This window comes from Streptomyces sp. AK02-01A, assembly GCF_033795305.1.
Taxonomy (GTDB): domain Bacteria; phylum Actinomycetota; class Actinomycetes; order Streptomycetales; family Streptomycetaceae; genus Streptomyces.
The window spans coordinates 16,996-36,518 of the sequence record NZ_JARBAE010000025.1; the positions used below are offsets into that span (position 1 = coordinate 16,996).

General features: G+C 68.4%; 16 protein-coding genes and 1 riboswitch. Of the genes, 7 read left to right on the forward strand and 9 right to left on the reverse strand.

Annotated features, from left to right (window positions below; all coding sequences use genetic code 11):
• Positions 1 to 457: 457 nt before the first annotated feature.
• Complete coding sequence (locus PV679_RS22320) at positions 458 to 4,756, reverse strand: LamG domain-containing protein (protein ID WP_319682122.1); 4,299 nt, start codon at positions 4,754 to 4,756, stop codon at positions 458 to 460.
• Between the two features lie 643 nt (positions 4,757 to 5,399).
• Positions 5,400 to 5,486, forward strand: a riboswitch (ZMP/ZTP riboswitch).
• Positions 5,487 to 5,507: 21 nt separating this feature from the next.
• Here PV679_RS22320 and PV679_RS22325 point away from each other — a divergent pair.
• Positions 5,508 to 6,410 carry a bifunctional 5,10-methylenetetrahydrofolate dehydrogenase/5,10-methenyltetrahydrofolate cyclohydrolase gene (locus PV679_RS22325; RefSeq protein ID WP_319682123.1) on the forward strand — a complete coding sequence of 301 codons (903 nt, stop codon included), beginning with the start codon at positions 5,508 to 5,510 and terminating at the stop codon, positions 6,408 to 6,410.
• Positions 6,411 to 6,525: 115 nt separating this feature from the next.
• Here the strand turns inward: PV679_RS22325 and PV679_RS22330 are convergent, their stop codons facing one another.
• Both PV679_RS22330 and PV679_RS22335 read right to left on the reverse strand, forming a co-directional pair.
• Complete coding sequence (locus PV679_RS22330; protein ID WP_319682124.1) at positions 6,526 to 6,999, reverse strand: SseB family protein; 474 nt, start codon at positions 6,997 to 6,999, stop codon at positions 6,526 to 6,528.
• A gap of 330 nt (positions 7,000 to 7,329) precedes the next feature.
• Positions 7,330 to 8,289, reverse strand: a complete 960-nt coding sequence (locus PV679_RS22335) for an SDR family NAD(P)-dependent oxidoreductase (protein ID WP_319682125.1) — start codon at positions 8,287 to 8,289, stop codon at positions 7,330 to 7,332.
• Positions 8,290 to 8,556: 267 nt separating this feature from the next.
• Between PV679_RS22335 and PV679_RS22340 the strand changes: the two genes are divergently transcribed.
• Both PV679_RS22340 and PV679_RS22345 read left to right on the forward strand, forming a co-directional pair.
• The gene (locus PV679_RS22340; RefSeq protein WP_319682126.1) at positions 8,557 to 9,423 is read left to right on the forward strand and encodes a hypothetical protein; all 867 of its coding nucleotides are present in this window, start codon (positions 8,557 to 8,559) and stop codon (positions 9,421 to 9,423) included.
• 198 nt (positions 9,424 to 9,621) lie between these two features.
• Positions 9,622 to 10,038, forward strand: coding sequence for a CBS domain-containing protein (locus tag PV679_RS22345; RefSeq protein WP_319682127.1), 417 nt, complete (start codon positions 9,622 to 9,624; stop codon positions 10,036 to 10,038).
• 46 nt (positions 10,039 to 10,084) lie between these two features.
• Here PV679_RS22345 and PV679_RS22350 read toward each other — a convergent pair whose 3' ends face one another.
• From PV679_RS22350 to PV679_RS22360, 3 genes are all read right to left on the reverse strand, one after another.
• A complete protein-coding gene (locus tag PV679_RS22350; protein ID WP_319682128.1) occupies positions 10,085 to 10,552 on the reverse strand; it encodes a nuclear transport factor 2 family protein in 468 nt (155 codons plus the stop codon).
• 118 nt (positions 10,553 to 10,670) lie between these two features.
• Entirely contained in the window at positions 10,671 to 11,564 is an 894-nt protein-coding gene (locus PV679_RS22355) for an SDR family NAD(P)-dependent oxidoreductase (RefSeq protein WP_319682129.1), read from the reverse strand.
• A 133-nt stretch (positions 11,565 to 11,697) separates the two neighbouring features.
• Positions 11,698 to 12,708 carry an alcohol dehydrogenase catalytic domain-containing protein gene (locus tag PV679_RS22360; RefSeq protein WP_319682130.1) on the reverse strand — a complete coding sequence of 337 codons (1,011 nt, stop codon included), beginning with the start codon at positions 12,706 to 12,708 and terminating at the stop codon, positions 11,698 to 11,700.
• 215 nt (positions 12,709 to 12,923) lie between these two features.
• Between PV679_RS22360 and PV679_RS22365 the strand changes: the two genes are divergently transcribed.
• The 3 genes from PV679_RS22365 (at position 12,924) to PV679_RS22375 (ending at position 15,470) form a co-directional block, all read left to right on the forward strand.
• On the forward strand, positions 12,924 to 13,772 hold the full coding sequence (locus PV679_RS22365) for a helix-turn-helix transcriptional regulator (protein ID WP_319682131.1): 849 nt from the start codon (positions 12,924 to 12,926) through the stop codon (positions 13,770 to 13,772).
• A 182-nt stretch (positions 13,773 to 13,954) separates the two neighbouring features.
• The gene (locus PV679_RS22370; RefSeq protein ID WP_319682132.1) at positions 13,955 to 14,836 is read left to right on the forward strand and encodes a helix-turn-helix transcriptional regulator; all 882 of its coding nucleotides are present in this window, start codon (positions 13,955 to 13,957) and stop codon (positions 14,834 to 14,836) included.
• Positions 14,837 to 15,077: 241 nt separating this feature from the next.
• Complete coding sequence (locus PV679_RS22375; RefSeq protein WP_319682133.1) at positions 15,078 to 15,470, forward strand: hypothetical protein; 393 nt, start codon at positions 15,078 to 15,080, stop codon at positions 15,468 to 15,470.
• Positions 15,471 to 15,541: 71 nt separating this feature from the next.
• Here PV679_RS22375 and PV679_RS22380 read toward each other — a convergent pair whose 3' ends face one another.
• From PV679_RS22380 to PV679_RS22390, 3 genes are all read right to left on the reverse strand, one after another.
• Positions 15,542 to 16,099: a hypothetical protein gene (locus PV679_RS22380; protein WP_319682134.1), complete on the reverse strand. Its 558-nt coding sequence runs from the start codon at positions 16,097 to 16,099 to the stop codon at positions 15,542 to 15,544.
• A gap of 173 nt (positions 16,100 to 16,272) precedes the next feature.
• Positions 16,273 to 16,671: a RidA family protein gene (locus PV679_RS22385; protein WP_319682135.1), complete on the reverse strand. Its 399-nt coding sequence runs from the start codon at positions 16,669 to 16,671 to the stop codon at positions 16,273 to 16,275.
• Entirely contained in the window at positions 16,668 to 17,777 is a 1,110-nt protein-coding gene (locus PV679_RS22390; RefSeq protein WP_319682136.1) for an acyl-CoA dehydrogenase family protein, read from the reverse strand. Before PV679_RS22390 ends, PV679_RS22385 begins: the two co-directional genes overlap by 4 nt.
• 100 nt (positions 17,778 to 17,877) lie before the next feature.
• Between PV679_RS22390 and PV679_RS22395 the strand changes: the two genes are divergently transcribed.
• Positions 17,878 to 19,497: an AMP-binding protein gene (locus PV679_RS22395; RefSeq protein WP_319682137.1), complete on the forward strand. Its 1,620-nt coding sequence runs from the start codon at positions 17,878 to 17,880 to the stop codon at positions 19,495 to 19,497.
• The last annotated feature ends 26 nt before the right edge of the window (positions 19,498 to 19,523 follow it).

The window sequence follows — 19,523 nt, forward strand, 5'->3', positions numbered from 1 at the left end:
GCCGCCGGCCAGGACCCCTTCGGAGCGCGCTGGGGCGTGCTCGGCGCGCCGTCCGTCCGGCGGGGCAGCATCTTCGCGCCGTGCCCGCTCAGAGGTTTCTCCGACACGGGTACCTTCGGCAGGTCATCGGCAAGCGCGGTCGGTGTGACCGCGCCCTGCAGCAGGCCACCGATCAGTACCACCGAGATCGTCAAAGCAGTCCTGCGCCGTAGCCGCGTCCGAACCCTCACTGCCATTCCTCACTCCTTTTGCCTGCCCGTCCTGAGCCACGCGCGACGCACACGGCCCGCACCCCCGTGACGGGGCGTCCTGCTTGAAATGACCTTGATCCGGAGTAACTGCCGATCAGCTCCACCGCCGACCGGGAACTGCGCTGCCCGCCTCCGGGCGGTGCGCTTATGGTGCGGTCGCCGTGGCGAAGAGGTCTCAGGGCGCAGCGCGCCCCTGAGGAAAGCGATTACGGTCCGGGGTTGGTGGGCAGTTCGTTGCCACTCGCCAGGTTGCGGATCTGTGTCTCGGTGAGCGCGCCCTGGACGGCCCAGACGTCGTCGATCACGCCGGGCCAGAACTCACCCCACCTCCCTGCGACTTTGACCCGGCCGAGTTGCAGTCCTCCAGCAGCGTCGAAGGCCGACGGCACGTTGCTGTTCCAGGAGAATTGACCGGTGCACACCGGCTCGTTCTGCGTACCGTCTCCGTCATCGTCGGAGCACACGACCGTCTGCAACTGGCCATCGACGTAGAGGCGCATCTCACTGGCGAAGGCGTCATACACCACCGCCAGATGATTCCAGTTAGTCATGTTCTGGAAGTTCGAATGCTCGGCGACGGGCCGACTCGCATCGGGCGCATCCTTGTCCGGCATCTGTAGCTGCCAGGTTCCGGCGTTCGCTGGGTCCTTCGGGTCGGGCACATAGCGCACGATGAACGCCGATTCGCTGACACCCGGCTGGGACATCACCGCCACCGGATGGTCCGGACGGGCAGCCGTAGTCACCCACGCAGCTGCGGTAAAGCTTTCCGAGGTCCGCAGGGACGGCAAGGTGGCAGCCGCGAAACCGCTGATGCCGTCCAGGACAAGTCCGCCGGGGCCCACATTGTTGGAGCTTCCGGAGATATCGATGGACGCCTGGCCGCCCAGCGTCAGGGGACGATTCCCTGAAGAGTCGTCAGGCGATACCGCCGGACTACCCGTGGCCGAGTCAAGCCTCCATCGGCCCTTCACCACCGGATGCTGGTTGAAGAGATTCTTCACCTCCTCGTCGGAGAGGACCCGGTCATACATCCGCGCGTCGTCCACATCGCCCTTGAAGAAACCACCGGTACCCGTGGCGTACGGAGCCGCGCCCAGCATGACGGGGCCGGTCGCCAGCCATGGCGTGGTGAACGGCTGGGTCGAACGCAGGACACCGTTGACGTAGAGACGTATTTGACCTGCGTCCAGGTCGTAGACGCCAACGACGTGTGCCCACTCACCCAATCCCCCGGCGGCGCAGTTGGTGTGCTCGGGACAGACCGGATATGTGGCTCGCGCGAGGGGAGCATCGGTGCTGTCACCGCCGGCCCGCATGAAGACCCAGCCGCCCAGAGACGAGGAGTGGTAGAGCTCAAAACCACTCTGTGTCTTGCCTCCTTGAGTCAGGACGGTCATCGCCCGGTCCTCTTTGTCCTTGGGCAAACGCGCCCACAAGGAGACAGAGAAGCTCTGGAAGGTGTCGAGGACCGGTCGGCCGGTCGACGCGTACCCGTCAGTGCCGTTCAGGTTCAGAGAGGTCCCGGAGGCTCCGGCACCACCAAGCAGCGCACTACCGTGCAGACCAGCACTGATCTTCTGCGCATGGCCGGCGACGGATGGGACCGAACCATCCTCGTCCAGTGACCACACCGCCTTCGCCGGGCGCCCGGTGTCCACCGGCTTCATGTCGTGCAGCTCCGCCACCTGTGCATCACTGAGCTGGTAGTCGAACAACTGGGCCTCGTCCAGATCACCGGCGAAGTAGTTGCTCGACGTGCCGTTGAGCGATGTCGCGCCCAGGTGCAGGGACCTGCGGGCGTCCCAGGGGCTGGTGAACGCGGTGGTGGCGACCAGCTTCCCGTCGACGTACAGCTTCAACTGGCCCTGAGTGTTGTCGAAGACACCGACCAGATGGGTCCACTGCCCCAGCCGGGCCGTCGTACAGGCGGTGTCCCCGGCGGCGCAGGCCGGCTGCGTCGCGCGCGCGGCGGCAGCGCCGCTCTCCACGTCCGCCGAATGCCGCAGGAAGTTCCAGCCGCCCAGTGCGGAGGAGTAATAGAGCTCGAACCCACTGTTGTGGTTTCCGGACTGCGCGGCGGCCACCAGGGAACGCCCCTGATCGGTGCCGGGAAGCTTGGCCCACAGCGATACCGAGAAGCTCTTCGCTGTGTTCAGGACCGGTGAGACTGTCGCGGCCTGCCCGTCCTTGCCGTCCAGGTGCAGACCTGTACCCACGACCCCTTCCCCGCCAGCCTTCGCGCCACCGGACAGATCCGCGGGCCAGGCACCGCCCTGCCCACTCACCGTGTTCGCCCCGGCGTTTTCGTCCAGGTCCCAGGCCACTCGCTCCGGCTGACCGGCGCGCACCCGGAAGTAGTAGGTAGCGATGCTGCTGCCGTTGCCCGCCGCGTCGAACGCCTGCGCTGTGATGAAGTTGACCCCGGACTTCGTCGGCATGAACGTGATGGTCTTCGCACCACCACCAGACGTGTTCAGCGTGTGCGCGCTGCTGGGCTGAGCGTTGATACCGAACCAGTACTTCGTCACATCTGTCTGCGTCGTGTCGATGGTGAAGTTGCCGTAGCGGCCCACACCGTCCGCCCACGGGTCGTCTGGGTCCTCGGCGACGGAAGCCGGATACTCACCGGACGTCACGGACGGCTGGGGAGGCACGCTGGTGTCGTACAGCACAGCGCAGTCGGTCGCCGAACCCTCGAAGGACCATGGAGACCACTGCGCGCCATCGTACGAGCGGGCGTGCCAGCCGACTGCCTTATCTCTGGGGATGCTGGCCGGCATCGCGAGGGAGAAATCGGAGCCGGATTTCTTCGACGTCGATTTCGCCGAAGTCCAGCGTGCTATACGCCCCTTGCCATCACCGGCATCCCACGAAGCCTGGAACTGCACGGCCACGCTGTCGCCGTCCGGGTCGGTGACATTGTCCGCACGCAACGTCGGCAGAATCCGTACACGCCGCACCGTCGAGGAGCAAGTTCCGCCGGGGTTCTGGGTGAGCTGGGACATCTTGATCTGGGCGGGCGGCTTGTTGTATTGCACGCGCAGGTAGGCGTCGTCGGAGAAACGCTTCCAAGCTTCCGGGTCTGTCTCACTCTTGGCACGCAGGCCGAAGGTGGTGGTGGACCAGCCGAAGGAGGCGGCCTGCTGCACCGCCCGCAGCGCCCAGAATTCCACATCGCCACTCGAACAGTCGCTGCTGTAGCCCTTGGCCTCCCTGCGGGTCTGCTGCAGATCGGCCCAGAAACCGCTCGCCAGTTGGGAGTTCCAGGTTGTGGACTTATTGACGCCCTGGGTGCGCCACAGCTCTACGTCCGTCTTGATGCAGCTGTAAGAGTGTGTCTCATGCGCCACGAACGTGGCGTCCAGGATCGTTTTGCCCGCAAACTTCTCTGTGGGAATCGAGTAGAAGAGACGCTTCACGTCCTCCGGAGCGCAGCGCGCGTCGCCCGCACAGTAGCCCGCCCCGGCGTCGGAGTCGCCGTTGAAGTGCCACTGCGGCGAGGAGGCCCAGTAGCGCGAGACCATGGTCCAGTTCGACGCCTTCGGCGAGTACCACTGCGGGTCGATGTAGACCGGGTATGTGGCGTCCTTCAGAAGCTGCTGATCTGGGGTGAGTACGAGCTCGTCACCGTTGGAGGTGACCTCGACATCAATGGGCGCCACCTGTGCCGCCTCGCCCGGCCCGCCGGATGCGTCCAGCTTGGCTGACGCAGCCTTTCGGGAAACGGACGTTCCCTCCGCAGTACTGGAATCCCACATCAGCGGCTGCGGCGCCTCGAACACCGGCCCACCGGCCCCGGTGTCCATCGCCTGCAGGCCGCCATCGGTCGTCTCCTGGACCGTCATGCCGTCGGTGTGCATACCAAGCCGCAGCTCAGCCAGCTGCGGATTGGCGGCCGCCTGCGGCGTCTTGACCACCAGCGTGTGCGAGACACCGTCGACATCGGCTCGCACCTTGAGGTCCACGTCCGGCAGGACGGAGGGGTAGGTAGCCGTGGAGCCGTCGATCACCGGCGTGGGCAGCGCGGTCGGCCAAGACAGAGACAGCTCCCGGCCGGCCCGCTCCAGCGCGATCAGCGGCGCACCGCCCCCGCCCGAAAAAGCGATACCCACGGATGCCGCTTCCGGAATAACGGAACCGTCCGCTCGCTTCCGCAGCGAGGTGTCGATATCCCGCCACTCACCATTCACACGGGTACGGACCGGTCGCAGGTGCTCCAGCGCCTCCAGACGGCCATTGGGTTTGGCAAACACCTCACCCGTCTCCGTGCGCTCCGCAGTGACCTCGACATCCTTGCCTGTGCGCCTGGCCTCGGCCAGCGCCGCGTCCTCCGTACCAGCAACGGAACCGCCGTCGCTGGCCGCACTCCCGGCCTTCAGAGCCGCGGAGGCGGGCGCGACTGCAGCCGCAGGAACCGCAGTCAGTACGCCTGCTACCAGCAACGCGCTGAGCAAGCCCCCCAAGCCCCGCACCGCCGGATATCCACGCAGACGTCTGCCCATCACGCACCCCTCCCCGAAATCTCCACACATCCAACACATGCAGGACGCACGGAAATCTAAGGCCGGACTGAGAGCACGTCCAGATCCATCAATCCGGGCAAACCCCAACCTTGATCACGAAAGCCCGAAGTCCATGTAACGTGATTAACGCAACACTTGAACAATCGGAATTGCCCTAGCGGATTCTGATCATCCAAAGAGCAAACAGTCAGTAGATACGCCCCTCAGCTCTTCCCGTGACCTTTAAAGCTCCCCCTGAGGTCCCTCAGCTGACGACCCGTCCATGTGTCGGGGTCGAGCCGCTGGTTGCACGTCGGATGGGAACTCTCAGTGGCCGACCACGCTTGGGGCCGCAGCCGCACTTGCAACACCAGCGAACGAAGAACCCGCTGGCACCACAAACACGCCACCGCGTCGGCTCCTCACCCGAATCCAGCGTCCGGACGCAAGCACCCCGTCGACGCCTCCGAGTGCCAGGTGCGGAGGACCCGCTCGCGGCCACCACGCGGTGCGCCTTGCGGCACTGCGGTCGCAGAGTTGGACGCCGCCGCCGGCCGTTGCCAGCCGCTGTCGCCACCAACACCGGACCCGCTCGGCGCCCGACCAGTAGGCGTAGCGAAGCGCCGCGGAAGCACTAAGGTGAGTAGCGGGCCGTGACTGGCGCTGAGGTGGAGTACCACCGGGGAGCGGCCTGACACTCTGTCGAATGCCGTGCGCCTGGGCGACTCGTCGTGACGCTCAGGAGTGGCACATGGCCCAGACACGGACAGCTCGCCTGATGGACGGTACCGGGCTTGCCCGCCGCATCATCGAGACCAGCTCCGCCTCTGCCGCGGACATTCTCCGGCACACCGGGACAGCCCCGTGCCTGGCTACCGTGCTGGTCGGAGACGACCCGGCCTCGGTGACCTACGTCCGGATGAAGCGCGCCCGGTGCGAGAAGGCCGGTATCCAGTCACGGCATGTGGCCCTGCCCGCTTCGATCAGCACCAGCGGCCTGATCGAAACAATCACCGAACTCTCCGAAGATCCCGGCGTGCACGGCATCCTGCTCCAGCACCCGGTGGGACCTCACATCGACGAACGCGCCGCCTTTGAGGCGATCGCGCCGGAGAAGGACGTCGACGGGGTGACCATGCATTCCTTCGCGGCGATGAGCTTCGGCCTGCCCGGCTTCGTGTCCTGCACTCCCGGAGGAATCATGCGTCTGCTGGAGGAGTACGAGGTGGACCTCGCCGGTAAGCACGCGGTCGTGGTGGGACGCAGTGCCATCCTCGGCAAGCCCGCGGGCATGCTCCTTCTTGGCCGGAACGCCACGGTGACCTACTGCCACTCACGTACCTCCAACCTGTCCGCGATCGTCCGGCAGGCGGACATCCTGCTCGCCGCGGTGGGACGGCCGCGCTTCATCACCGGTGCGGACCTCAAACCTGGTGCGGTGGTGATCGACGCGGGTTACAACCCGGGCAACGTCGGCGATGTGGATTTCGAGTCCGCCAAGGACCGGGCGAGTCTGATCACGCCTGTCCCCGGCGGTGTGGGGCCCATGACCATCGCCGTGCTTCTCGCCCAGACGATCGACGCTGCGAGACGCCGGCTCGGCGTGCCCGGCGGCTCACCGCGCGTTTCGCCGACGAGCCCGGCTACCGCGTAGCGGACCTGATGCTGTACCGCGCCGCCGCCGACGTCCTGGACAGGTGAGAAACCCACCACCCACAGCCCATGTCATCACCACGGACCACATGGACACTCGTGTCGCGGACCGCGCGCTATCGCGTGCCTCCCTCTCCACCGGGCCGCCCCGACCGGCCGGCATGACTGAAGGTGGGCAGCGCCCGCACCAGGTCGGAGGGGAGGGCGAGGCCCTCGTCAGTCGACGGGTTGACCGCCAGCCAGAGATCGTCCTCCGGCCAGTTCTCGGCCAGCTCGACGATTGATATGCCCAGCGCGGTGCCGGGGTCGCCGCCGGCCGCCACCAGTGCGTCCTCGGAGGTGAAGGCGGGCACGTATCGATTGCCGTCCTGTTCGATCACCGGCAGAGCGACTGCGCCATCGGGACGCTCCTCCTCGCCCTCGACCGGCGGCGCCTGCGGCAGCAGGGCCACGCTGTTCGCGAGATCGGTCAGAGTGGCCTGCGTGTCCGCCGCGGCCTGGCGCTCCGCCGCGTCGGCCGCGGCCTGGGTTTCCTCGGTGGAGCGCGCCTCGGCCGGAGGTGCGTGTTCGTCGGGAGTCGGAGTGCTCATGGCTTGTCCTCTCGTCGGCGTTGCTCACGGGCCACCCGCTCGATACGGGCGGACACGAATTGCCGCAGTCGCCGCCGGATGCCGCCCAGCGGCACGGGGCCGGGGCAAGCGAGGCAATACCACCAGGCTATGCCGCCCGACGTGCTGTGCGAAGTTTTCGATGAGGGAATCGGTGGTGCCGGAGCCGGGCCGCCGTCCCTGGACAGGGTCGTGGCCACCACACGTAACGCTCACACCGCGTGGGAAGGCGACTGATCAGGAGCGTCGGCGAGGTCACGCTCGACGCGTCGGCAGTCGGCCACTCCCCCGCGCCGCTCGCCGGGCGTCCGGTCAGCCGGCCAGCATCGCGGCCGATACGTCCCAGAGCCGCGCGGCGGCGTCCGGGTCGAGTGCGTGCGCGGCGACCCCGGACGCCTCGGCCGTTCGCTCCGTGGCGGTTGTGTACGGGAGCGCTTCCGCGCAGTTCTCGAAGTAGCGGCCACCGACACCGTCCAGCAGAGGTGAGGCGGCGAGGAGGACGGAGGTGGCCGCGCCCTGCTCGGTCGTCCTCCACGGATAGTTGTCGAAGATCCTTCTGGTCTCGGCGCTCATCTCCGGCCCTGTCTGGTGGCGTTGCAGCGCGGTGCGGATGCCGCCGGGCATCAGCGCGTTGGCGGTGATTCCGTCGGCCGCCCACCGCGTGGACGCCTCGACGGCGAAGAGGACATTGGCCGTCTTGGACTGCCCGTACGCCGACCACGCGTCGTACGCGCGGTTCACATAGTGGATGTCGTCGAAGACGACACGGGACCTGCGGTGCGCGTTGGAGCTGACGGAGACGATACGCGCGGTGCCCGCGGCGGCCAGGGCGTCGTGCAGCCTGAGCGCGAGGTCGAAGTGGCCCAGGTGGTTCGTGGCGAACTGGTACTCCCAGCCTTCGGCGGTGCGGCGCAGCTCGGGCAGGGCCATCACTCCGGCGTTGTTGACCAGGATGTGCAACGGCCCCTGCCACGCCGCCGCGAAATCCGCGACGGACGAGCGGTCGGTCAGTTCGAGCGAGGCGGCTGAGACGCTGCCGTTGCCGGTCTTCGAAGCGATCTCGGCCGCGATTCGCTCGCCCGCTTCGACGTTTCGGACCGCCAGCGTCACCTCGGCTCCCGCCGCCGCCAGTGCGCGCGCCGTCTCGACTCCGATGCCGGACGCGGCGCCGGTGACGACGGCGCGTTTGCCGGTCAGATCGACACCCGCGATGACCTCGTCGGCGGTGGATTCCCTGGTGAAGGGAGTGGTGATACGAGTGTGGGAAGTCATGATCGTCCTGTTCCCGGCAGCGGAGAGAAGCCGCGCGCCATGTCTCGCCAGAGGATCCTCCGGCGAGAAGAAGCGTAAGCGGAGTCTGCTCCGTTTAGCAAACAGTCGTGCCCGGTGCGCTCCGGGACACCCCTTGGCCAGGGTCTCTCGTCTGGATCTCTTGCCGGGCTCGCGGGCCCTGGCACCACGCCTGGGAGAGGTGGCGGTCGAGAGCGCGGCTCTGCCAAGCTCTCAGCCGCCATGTACGAGGCGATCAGGAGGATTCGAATGGGAACATTACGGCGATTGCTCTCCCGGTGGGTGGCGGTCGCGGCCCTGCTGCTGGGCGGGCTGGCCCTGGCCGGCGCCCCGGCCGCGCAGGCCGCACCACAGGCCGCGCAGGCCGCACCACAGGCCGCGCCGCAGGCCGCGCAGGCCGGCGACACCATGACGATCTGCGGCTACACCCCCGTGCCCAGTGGCTGGGTAATCATCAGCCAGCAGCCGGCCGGCTGCGGCGGTTACGGGCTCTTCACCATCACTCAACTCACCACTGAGACCACGGTCCAGGCCTGTGCGAACTCGCCGATTCCGGATGGGTGGGTGATCACTTCGATGCAGAACGTCGCCCACTGCGGCGGCTTTCCCTGGTACACGCTGCTGAAGATCACCGATCAGACCACCATCCAGGACTGCGGCCAGTCCGCCATACCGGACGGCTGGGTCATCATCTCGGTGCAACCCGGCGCGCAGTGCGGTGTCTACACCGTCTATACCGTCGTGAAAATCACCAACCAGACGACGATCCAGGCGTGCTCGCACTCCGCGATCCCGAACGGCTGGGTCATCACATCGATGCAGAACGTCGCCCACTGCGGCGCCTACCCGTTGTACACACTGCTGAAGATCACCGACCAGACCACCATCCAGGACTGCGGCCAGTCCGCCATACCGGACGGCTGGGTCATCACCTCGATCCAGCAGGGCTCGCAGTGCGGCGTCTACACGGTCTACACCGTCGTGAAAATCACCGACCAGACCAGCATGCGGGTCTGTGGTCCCTCCAGGATCCCGAGCGGCTGGGTCGTCACCAACCAGCAGTCCGGCTCTCCGTGCGGGGTATACGCCATCTACACCATCCAGAAACTGGCCTGACCGGACCACGCGCCACCGTACTGATCACATAACGCCGCAGGACACCATGCGGTCCCCGCCGGTGCCGGACCGCGGCGGGGACCGCATGGCTTCACCGGTCCCACACGGCCGGCCACGGGTCTCGCTCACGGATGCGCCTGGACGCGGCCTGATCCACACTGAATGAGGGGCAGGTTCACCGGCCGTTGGGAACGCCTCATGCAACTCGTACGCGACTTGATGAGCACCGGCCCCATCACCGTGCCTCCGTACACGTCGATCACATCCGTCGCGTCCTGTATGCGTGACGCGAATGTCGGATGCGTACTCATCACATCCGAAGGCGCGCTGCACGGAATCCTGACCGACCGCGATGTCACGGTACGTATCGCGGCCGAAGGCACGATCGCGGGAGCCGCCACGGCGCTCTCCGCGGTCTCGGGTGTGCCGGTCACCGTCGCCTCCGATGTGTCGGTGTGCGAGGCGGCGTGCCTGATGATGGCGCACTCGGTGCGCAGACTTCCGGTGGTGGACGAGGGATGTCTGGTCGGGCTGATCACGCTCGGCGACCTCGCCTCCACAGCTCATGCCCAAGAGGTCCTGGTCGCCCTGAGCCGCGCGAAGCCCAATCACTGACCGCGCCGGACACATGACGGCCTGCCGACGGCAGACCGCCTCGGGATCAGCCGGTGATCCGCATCAGCGACAGACCGTCCTCGGCCATGACGAAGGTGAAGTCGGACGGTCCGTTGAAGCCGTCGCCGCCGACTGTGGCGCTCACCGTGACACGGTTTCCCGACTGGCGCACTCCGGTCACAGCGAGAGTGACGCGCACGCCGATGAACTCCTTGTCGCTCCAGCCGCGGATGGCCTCCCGTCCCCGGAAGACACGTCCCCAGTCGTCGACGGCGCCGTCGGCGGTGAAGGTGTCCAGGAAGGCTTCGGTGTCGCCGTCGTTCGCCGCGTCGAGTGCCAGTTGTACGGGTACCGGGACCGGGATGGCGGTCATGGGAGTCTCCAGAGGATGTGCGGGTGAGGAGTTGACGGACGCGGCACCTGGCGGAGGCTCGCCCTGCGACACGGCGCCGCAGGCGGTGAGCAGGGCGCACACCACAACGATGACGGCCGGCCGCGCCACGGGCCAGGTCACCGTGGCATCCGCCGTAGCGCCAAGGAGCGGCCGGACGGACGGGTGCGAGGGCCGCGTAGCGGGAAGGCGCCGGGCGGGGCTCATGGCCCCGCCCGGCCGGATCCCGCCGGATCGGGGGTCAGGCGTTGTGCGGGGACAGCAGGTCCTGGAGCCCGATGCGGGTGAGAAACTCGGCGCGCACATGGTCGGCGACGGCACTGACGACCTCGCTGCCGTCGTTGGCCGGGTCGATGTGGACACGGAAAGGGCGCTTGCCGTGCTCGGTGCCGACGACCTCGACGATCGCGTCGGCGACCTGCGACACATTCGCGTCGGCCGGTGCGAGGGCGGCCAGCCGCTGGGAGACCTGGTCCATCAGCCCGGCGTAGTGCTCCTCGTAGGCCGGGACGACGGTCTCCTCGGAGGGACGGCCGCCGGTGGCGAAGTGGTTGGTGCCCGAGGTGAAGGATCCGGGAACGACGATGGAGGTCTCGATGTTGAAGCGGGCCAGTTCCGCCGCGTAGGAGACGGCCAGGGCGTCCATGGCGGCCTTCGCCGCGAAGTACGGAGCGAGGTAGGGCGGCGTACCGCCCTTGGTCGATGTGGAGCCGATCCACAGCACCAGTCCGTCGCGCTGGGCGCGCAGATGCGGCAGTGCGGCCCGGTTGACGCGCTGGGTGCCGAGCACATTGGTGTCGTAGACGGCGACCAGTTCCTCCGGAGTGAAGGCTTCGGTGGGTCCGGTGACCATGTGTCCGGCGTTGTGGACGATGACGTCCAGCCGGCCGGCCTCGCTGAGTACGGTGGCGATGGCGGCGTCGGCGGACTCCTGGGACAGCACATCGAGTTCGACGGTGCGCAGGTCCACGTTGTGTTCGGTGGCATAGGCCTTGGCGTCGGCGACGCGGTCGGCGTTGCGGCCCGTTGTGTTGCGCATCGCGGCGTACACGGTGTGACCGGCCTGGGCCAGCGCACGCGCGGCCAGTGCTCCGAAGCCAGAACCAGCGCCGGTGATGATGATGGTCTTGCTCATGACGGTCTCCAGTCGATGTGATGCATGCAGATGTGATGCATGTCGATGTGACGCATGCAGAAGTGACGCATGTCGATGTGATGGGTTGAGTGGCGGAAAGACAGAGAAAGGCCCGCCGAAGAGGTGTGCGCGATCAGCCGAAGGTGATGACCGAGCGGCCGCCGCCACCGCCCGCGCCCAGCGCCTCCAGTGCCTCCGGAGCCTGGTCGAGAGCGATGGGCGTGACCTGGGGAAGGATGTTGTGGGCTGCGGAGAACGCGAGGGTCTCGCGGAGGTTGTGCGGCGAACCGGACGGTGAGGCCATCACCCGCAGCCGGTTGAGCACCATCGGCTGCGTGGGCAGGGTCAGCGGCTCGGAGCCGTAGCCGCACAGCAGCAGTGTGCCGTCCGGCGCCAGACCGCCGAGGGTCGCCGCCGCCGCGGCCGTGGACGGCGCCGCGTTGAGCACCAGGTTGGCACCGCCGTCCCACTGCTTGAGCGCGACGGCGGGATCCGTGTCGGCACTGGGGATGAACAGTTCGGCGCCCAGTTCCTTCGCCTGCTCCTCACCTCGGCGCGACCGGCCGATCACCGCTACCCGAGCGCCCATGGCGACGGCGTACCGGATGGCGAGGGCTCCGATGCCGCCCGCGCCGATGACCGCGACACGGGATCCGGCCTTCGCGCCTCCGTTGCGCAGGCCGTTGAAGGCGGTGATACCGGCGCACATCAGCGGCGCGGCGGCCACCGGGTCCAGGCCGGCCGGCAGCGGGGTGACGTATCCGGCCTTGAAGACGGCGTACTCGGCGTAGCCGCCGTCCGCGACGACACCGGTGATCCGCTTCTTGGGGCACAGGATCTGCTCGCCGCTGACGCAGTAGTCGCAGTGCCCGCAGGAGTCGTACAGGAACTGGGCGCCGACCGCGTCTCCGACGGCGAGCCCGGTCACGCCCTGGCCGACAGCCGCGACGGAGCCGGTGATCTCATGGCCCGGAATGACCGGGAAGCGGGCGAAGGGATAGTGACCGCGGACCAGGTTCAGGTCGGAGAAACACACACCGCACGCGGTGATCTTGATCAGTACCTCGCCCGGCCCGGGCTCGGGCGTCTCGCGTTCGACAAGGGACAGCGGAGCATCGACGGCAGTCGCGACGGCAGCACGCATCGGGCACTTCCTCAAGGGTTCGGAGCAGGCGTTCGGAGCAGTGGTTCGGAGCGGAGAGCGAGAGGCTCACTTCCTCCCGGCGAGAACCACATTCACAGCAGCCGACGACAAGGAAAAGAGTGTTGGTCACCCTGGGGTCGGCAACCCCAGGGTTGCGCCCAAGGTGGGGTTTGGCGCCCCTGGATGCCGTCGTTCCGGCCCTTCACACTGGCCTGATGAACCTTGCCGAGCTGGGCCTCTTCCTGCGCTCCCGCCGTAACGGGACCCTGCCGGAAGAGGTGGGCCTGCGATCGGGAGCGCGCCGCCGGGTGCCGGGGCTGCGACGCGACGAGGTCGCTCGGCTGGCAGGGCTCTCGCTGGACTACTACACCCAGCTTGAGCAGGGCAAAGGATCCCGGCCGTCCGATCTCAGCCTCGCGGGACTGGCGCGGGCGCTGCGTCTCGGCGCGCGCGAACGCGGTGAGCTGTTCGGCCTGGCCGGGCGTACGCCGCCGGACGCCGGCGCCGCCGCGCATGTCCAGCCGGGCCTGCTCATCCTGCTGGACCGGCTGAGCGACACTCCGGCCCTGGTCATGACCGATCTGGCGGAGGTACTGGTGCAGAACCCGCTGTCGGTCACGCTGCTGGGTGACCTGACGGCCGGACGAGGTCTGCCGGGAAGCTTTGTGCACCGCTGGTTCGCCGATCCCGGCGTTCGCGAGATCTTTCCCGCCGAGGACCACCGCCGGGTCGGCCGCGCTCTGGTGGCGGACCTGCGCGCGGCCACGCTGCGCCCGGCGAGCGCGCGTCGTGCGTCCGGACTGGTGGCCACGCTCCGTGAGCTCAGCGACGACTTCGCGGCGCTGTGGGACACACACCTTCCAGGATCCGGCCTTACGGAGGGCCGGGTACGGTTCGCGCATCCGGCCCTCGGCGTCATCGAGCTGGATCTCACTCATCTCCACACCGCCGACCTCAGTCAGCGGCTCCTGTGGTTCACGGCGCCGCCCGGCGGAACCGCGGCCGGACTGCTGGCGCTGCTGGACGTCGTCGGACTGCAGGACCTCCGGCCGGAGCTCGGCTGAGGGCCGCCGGGGTCACGGCCGCACGGCCCTGAGGCATCCTGTCGTCAACACCCCGCATACACGCTGTCAATATCGGTCTGCTTGCATGGTCATCGGATCGTAAAGAACCTGTGCACCACGCCGGCGAGGAGGCCGACGACCCCTGACGGGCGCACTTTGATACTCCAGAACGGAGTCATGTCATGGATCATGCCGAGCTCGGCGGGTTCCTCAAGTCACGTCGCGGCCGGCTGCGACCCGCGGACGTGGGTCTTCCCGACGGCGGCCGCAGAAGGGTCCCCGGACTGCGCCGCGACGAGGTGGCCCGGCTGGCGGACATGTCCGTCGACTACTACATCGAACTGGAGCAGGGCCGTGGCCAGAGCCCGTCACAGCAGATCCTCACGGCGCTGGCCCGGGCTCTGCGGCTGAGCGCGGACGAGAGCACACATCTGTACCACCTGGCGGGACACCAGGCACCGCTCGGTGCCGAGCCCGTACAGATGCAACGGGCTCTGCTGGAGCTTCTGGACCGCTTCGAGGACACGCCCGCGATGATCATCACGGATCTGCATGAGATCCGTGTGCAGAACCAGCTCTGTGAGGTACTGATCGGATCTCAGTCCGGTGGCCGTGGTGTCGAGGCCAGTTTTGTCTACCAGTGGTTCGCCAATCCGGTGGTCCGCGGTCTCTATCCCGTCGAGGACCACGCCTACCACAGCGGTCTCCTGGTGGCGGACCTGCGCGCGGCAGCCGCCCGGCGGGGCCGGGACGCCCTGTGTGCCGAGCTGATCCGTCGGCTGCGCGAGGCGAGCGAGGAATTCACCGGTCTCTGGGACGTCCACGACGTCTCGGTACGGCACGAGGAGTCCAAGCGCATCGTCCATCCCGCGCTCGGTGTCGTCGAGGTGAGCTGCAACAGCATCTACACCGCGGATGTCGGGCAGCGGCTGTTGTGGATGGTGCCGGCCGAGGCCGGTGTGCTGGAGAGGATGCGCGGTCTGGACGCGGAACAGGTCTGGGGCGGCCGGTCCGCCGCGCGGCCCGGCTCCTCCGTCACGGACGCCGCGTCCGTCGTCCGGTGACGCGCGGCCCGACGGGCCGTTGAGCGCGCGTGGCGGAACGGCGGAACAACCGGCCGCCGGAGCCGGTTCCGGCGTCCCGCGAGAGCACCCGAAAGGCCCATGCCCGGGATGGGCCGGTTGGCGCAAGGACAAGGCGGCCACTGCGCCTATCGGGGTGAAGTCGCCGCGCATCGGGATGAAGTTCGGCGTTTCACGGTATGGCGTGCACCACTGAGCGCCCAATATCCGCTACCAACGCGACATGACTGAACGTTTCGACTTCAACTTCGAGCTCCGCGACTCACTCACGGCGCGCATCGGGCGCAAGGCCGAATGGCCCTACAGCATCCTTGTCGCACGTGACCTCCTCGACCTGATCCACACCCAACTGGGACAGCCGGACATGCTCCGTTTCCTGCGCTGCGCGGAGGCCGCCTCACGGGCGTTCAAGGACCCGCGCAACCGGGCGAGTCTGTACAGCGACCATCTGTCCCAGGCTCTCGCCAGAGACTTCGCCACCGAGCACGACAGGCGGCAGGACGCCGTCTGGAACATCTTCCTGGCGGCACACCGCATCACCGGCCAGGAGCAGTGTGATCTGCTCGTCGGCTGCGCGATCGAGGCGCTGCAAGTAGATCTGGCCCTGGTCCCGTAGCCGCCGGCGGCGCGCTTCCCGTCGGAACGGGACGCCCTTGGTCCCTGCCACGGGACCAAGGGCCCCGTCCGTCAGGCGTGGTGAGCGGGCCGTCCGACGCCGGCGGGGACACGGTCGGCGGCGCGCAGTGCCTCGTCCATGTGCCGGATACGGCTCAGATTGTGGCGGCGCGCGGAGAACACCCAGCTACCGAAGACCAGCCCGAACAGCAGCCACAGCACCGCCGTCGTCCAGACGCCCTGAACGGCCCACACGACCGGCAGCAGCACCAGCACCGCGAACAGCGGGACCAGTGTCCACGCGTACCTGGTCATCTGGCGCCGCCGGTACGCCACCAGCCTGCGCATGGACTCCCGCTCGCGAGCGTCCTCGGGGATCTGGCAGCGCCGCAGCTTGCGCTCGACCGAGACGTGTTCACCGGCCGAGGCGCCGCCCATGACGGAGCGGTCCTGGCGCCGCCGTACGAGAACGAACACCATGGCGAACGCCGTCCAGACCGCGCTCTGGACCAGCCAATGTGTGGTGGAGAGCTCCGGACGGATCAGTCTGGTCGCTCCCGCGACCAGCAGCAGGAGGAGCACGGCCTGCGCGGGCACACTCCGGTCCAGCCATCGCTTCACGCTGTGCATGGTCGCGAACTCCCTTCGCCCGGCGGCGTGTTGTCCCTTCTCGGGTACCCTCGCCGGGGACGGGCATGGCAGGCAGGTCATGCCAAGGACGGACATGGCCGTGATCGGCCCGATGGGTCCCGTACGCCTTCGAGCGGTCCGGGTCGGCGTGCACCGGATCCGCCGCGCGGCCGTCAGGGCAGTACGGCGATCCCGTCCAGCTCGACCAGGGCCTGTTCGTCCCAGAGCCGGACGACTCCGATCACCGCCATGGCGGGATAGTCACGGCCAGCCAGGCGGCGCCAGACACGGCCGAGTTCGGCCGCGTGAGCGCGGTAGGTCCCGGCATCGGTGGTGTAGACGGTCACCCGGGCGAGATCGGCCGGAGCGCCGCCCGCCGCGGCGAGAGCGCCGAGCAGATTGCCGAGCGCCGTCTCGAACTGGCCGGGAAGACTCCGCCCGACGACTTCTCCCTCCGCGTCCAGCGCCGTCTGGCCGGCCAGAAAGACCAGCCGGCCGCCGGTGGCGGTGACGGCGTGCGAGAAACCGCTGGCCGGAGCGAGTCCGGCGGGATTGATTCGCTCCAGGCTCATCCGTACAACTCCTTGGCGATGATGGTCCGCTGGACCTCGGTGGCGCCTTCGTAGATGCGCGTGGCACGGACCTCGCGGTAGAGGTGCTCCAGCGGATGGCCTCGCTGAAGGGCGCGGGCGCCGTGCAACTGGACGGCCGCGTCGACGACATACTGAGCGGTCTCGGTCGCGTACAGCTTCGCCATGGCGGCGCGGCGCGGCACCCCTGGTGCGCCCGCGTCGTACGCGGCGGCGGCCGCGTACACCAGCAGCCGCGCCGCCTCGGTGCGGGTCGCCATCTCGGCGACCTGGTGCGCGACCGACTGCAGGTCCTTCAGCGGGCCGCCGAACGCGTGGCGGCTCGCGGTGTGTTCCAGGGCCGCGTCCAGCGCGGCCGCCGCCATGCCGACGGCGAAGGCGCCGACACTGGGCCGGAACAGGTTGAGGGTGTCCATGGCGACCCGGAAGCCTCCGTCCACCTCTCCGAGGACATCCTCGCCGGTCACCGGTACGGCGTCGAAGGACAGGGCTCCGATGGGGTGCGGAGAGAGCATCTCGATCGGACGGCCGGTCAGTCCCGGACGGTCCGCCGGGACGAGGAAGGCGGTGATCCCACGGGCCCGGCCGCCGCCGTCCGTACGGGCGAAGACGGTGTAGAAGTCGGCGTCGGGAGCGTTGGAGATCCAGCTCTTCTCGCCGGTCAGCAGCCAGCCGTCGCCGTCCGGTACGGCCCGCAGGGCCAGCGCCGCCGCGTCGGATCCGGCGCCCGGCTCGCTCAGCGCGAAGGCGGCCACCGCACGGCCGGCGGTCACCTCGGGCAGCCAGCGTGCGCGCTGGTCCGCGGTACCGGCCCGGACGACCGGACAGGTGCCGAGCCCCTGGAGCGCGAGCGCGGTCTCGGCCTCCGTACAGCCGTGCGCGAGGGACTCACGCAGCAGACACAGATCCAGCGCACCCGAGGTGAACATCCTTGCCAGCAAGCCGTGTTCACCGAGAGCGGCGATCAGGCTCCGGTTGACCCGGCCCGGCTCGCCGCTGTCGGCGAGTGGCCGCAGCCGCTCACCGGCGAGAGCGCGCAACTCGGCGCACCAGGCGGTCTGTACCGGATCGAGTGAGAATACGGGCATCCGAGCCCCCACTTCGGCGCAGGTCTATCGCGGACCGTTGACTGTCGTCATCTTCACGATACGCTCGATGGGCGACCCCACCACGACAAGGGGGCGGACCATGGAGCTGACACCGTCGGCCCACATCGACACTTTTCCGCGCGACAGTCTGCCGCCCTCGGAGCAGTGGCCACGGCTCCTCCCGGTCGCTTCCGAGCCGCCTTCTCCGGAGCGGCTCAACTCCGCCGTGGAGCTGCTGGATCGCACCGTCGAACGCTTCGGAGCGGACCGTCCCGTCTTCCGGACAGCGGCCGGAGAGGTCTGGACGTACGGCGAGTTGCTCGGGCACGTCGACCACATCGCCCATGTCCTTACCTCCGAGCTGGGCGTGGTGCCGGGAAACCGGGTGCTGTTGCGCGGTCCTACGACGCCGTGGCTGGCGGCCTGCTGGCTGGCGGTGCTGAAGGCCGGCGCGGTGGCCGTGACCGTCCTCGCCCAGCAGCGGGCGCCGGAACTGGCCGCCATGTGCGAGATCGCACGGGTCGGCCATGCCCTGTGCGACATACGGTCGGTGGACGATCTGATCGAGGCCGAGGTGCCGGGGCTGCGGATCACCACATACGGCGGGGCCGCGCCGGACGATCTGCTGCGGCTGGCCGAGAGCGCGCCCGGGCGGTACGCGGCGGTGCGTACCGCGGCGGACGATGTGGCGCTCATCGCCTTCACCTCGGGAACGACGGGCCGGCCCAAGGGGTGCATGCACTTCCACCGGGATGTGCTGGCCGTCGCCGACACCTTCTCGCGTCAGGTGCTGCGGCCGGAGCCGGACGATCTCTTCGCCGGCAGCCCGCCACTGGGCTTCACCTTCGGTCTCGGCGGGCTGCTGATATTCCCGATGCGCGCCGGCGCCTCCGCGTTACTGCTCGAACAGGCCCATCCGCGTGCGCTGTTGGCCGCGATAGCGGAGCACCGGGTGTCGGTTCTGTTCACCGCGCCGACCGCCTACCGGCTGATGCTGGACGAGGCCGGCGCGTATGACATCTCCTCGCTGCGGCGCTGTGTCTCGGCGGGCGAGAATCTGGCCGCCGAGACCTGGCACGCGTGGCGCGAGCGGACCGGACTGAAGATCATCAACGGCATCGGCGCCACCGAGCTGCTTCATATCTTCCTGTCCGCGGCCGACGAGGCGATCAGACCGGGCACGACCGGTGTGCCGGTGCCGGGCTGGCAGGCACGCGTCGTGGACCGTTCCGGCGCCCCGGTTCCCGACGGAGAGCCGGGTCTGCTGGCCGTCAGAGGTCCGGTGGGCTGCCGTTATCTGGCCGATCCGCGCCAAGGCGACTATGTGCGCGGCGGCTGGAACCTGACCGGAGACGCGTACATACGCGAGCCGGACGGCTACTTCCGCTATGTGGCCCGCGTGGACGACATGATCGTCTCGGCCGGTTACAAGATCGCGGGTCCGCAGGTGGAGGAGGCGCTGCTGGCCCATCCCGATGTACTGGAGGCGGCGGTCGTCGGCCGCCATGACGAGCTGCGCGGCCAGATCGTGGCGGCGTATGTCGTACTGCGGGCCGAGGTGGAGGGCGGTGAGGAGACGGCCGACAAGCTGCGTGAGTTCGTCAGATCCCAACTGGTGCCGTACAAATGTCCGCGCGCGATCACCTTTCTGACCGCTCTCCCGCGCACTCCGACCGGCAAACTCCAGCGCTTCCGGCTACGCGGCCCTGGGCCCGTCTGACACGGCGGGCCGCTCGTGGTGTCGCC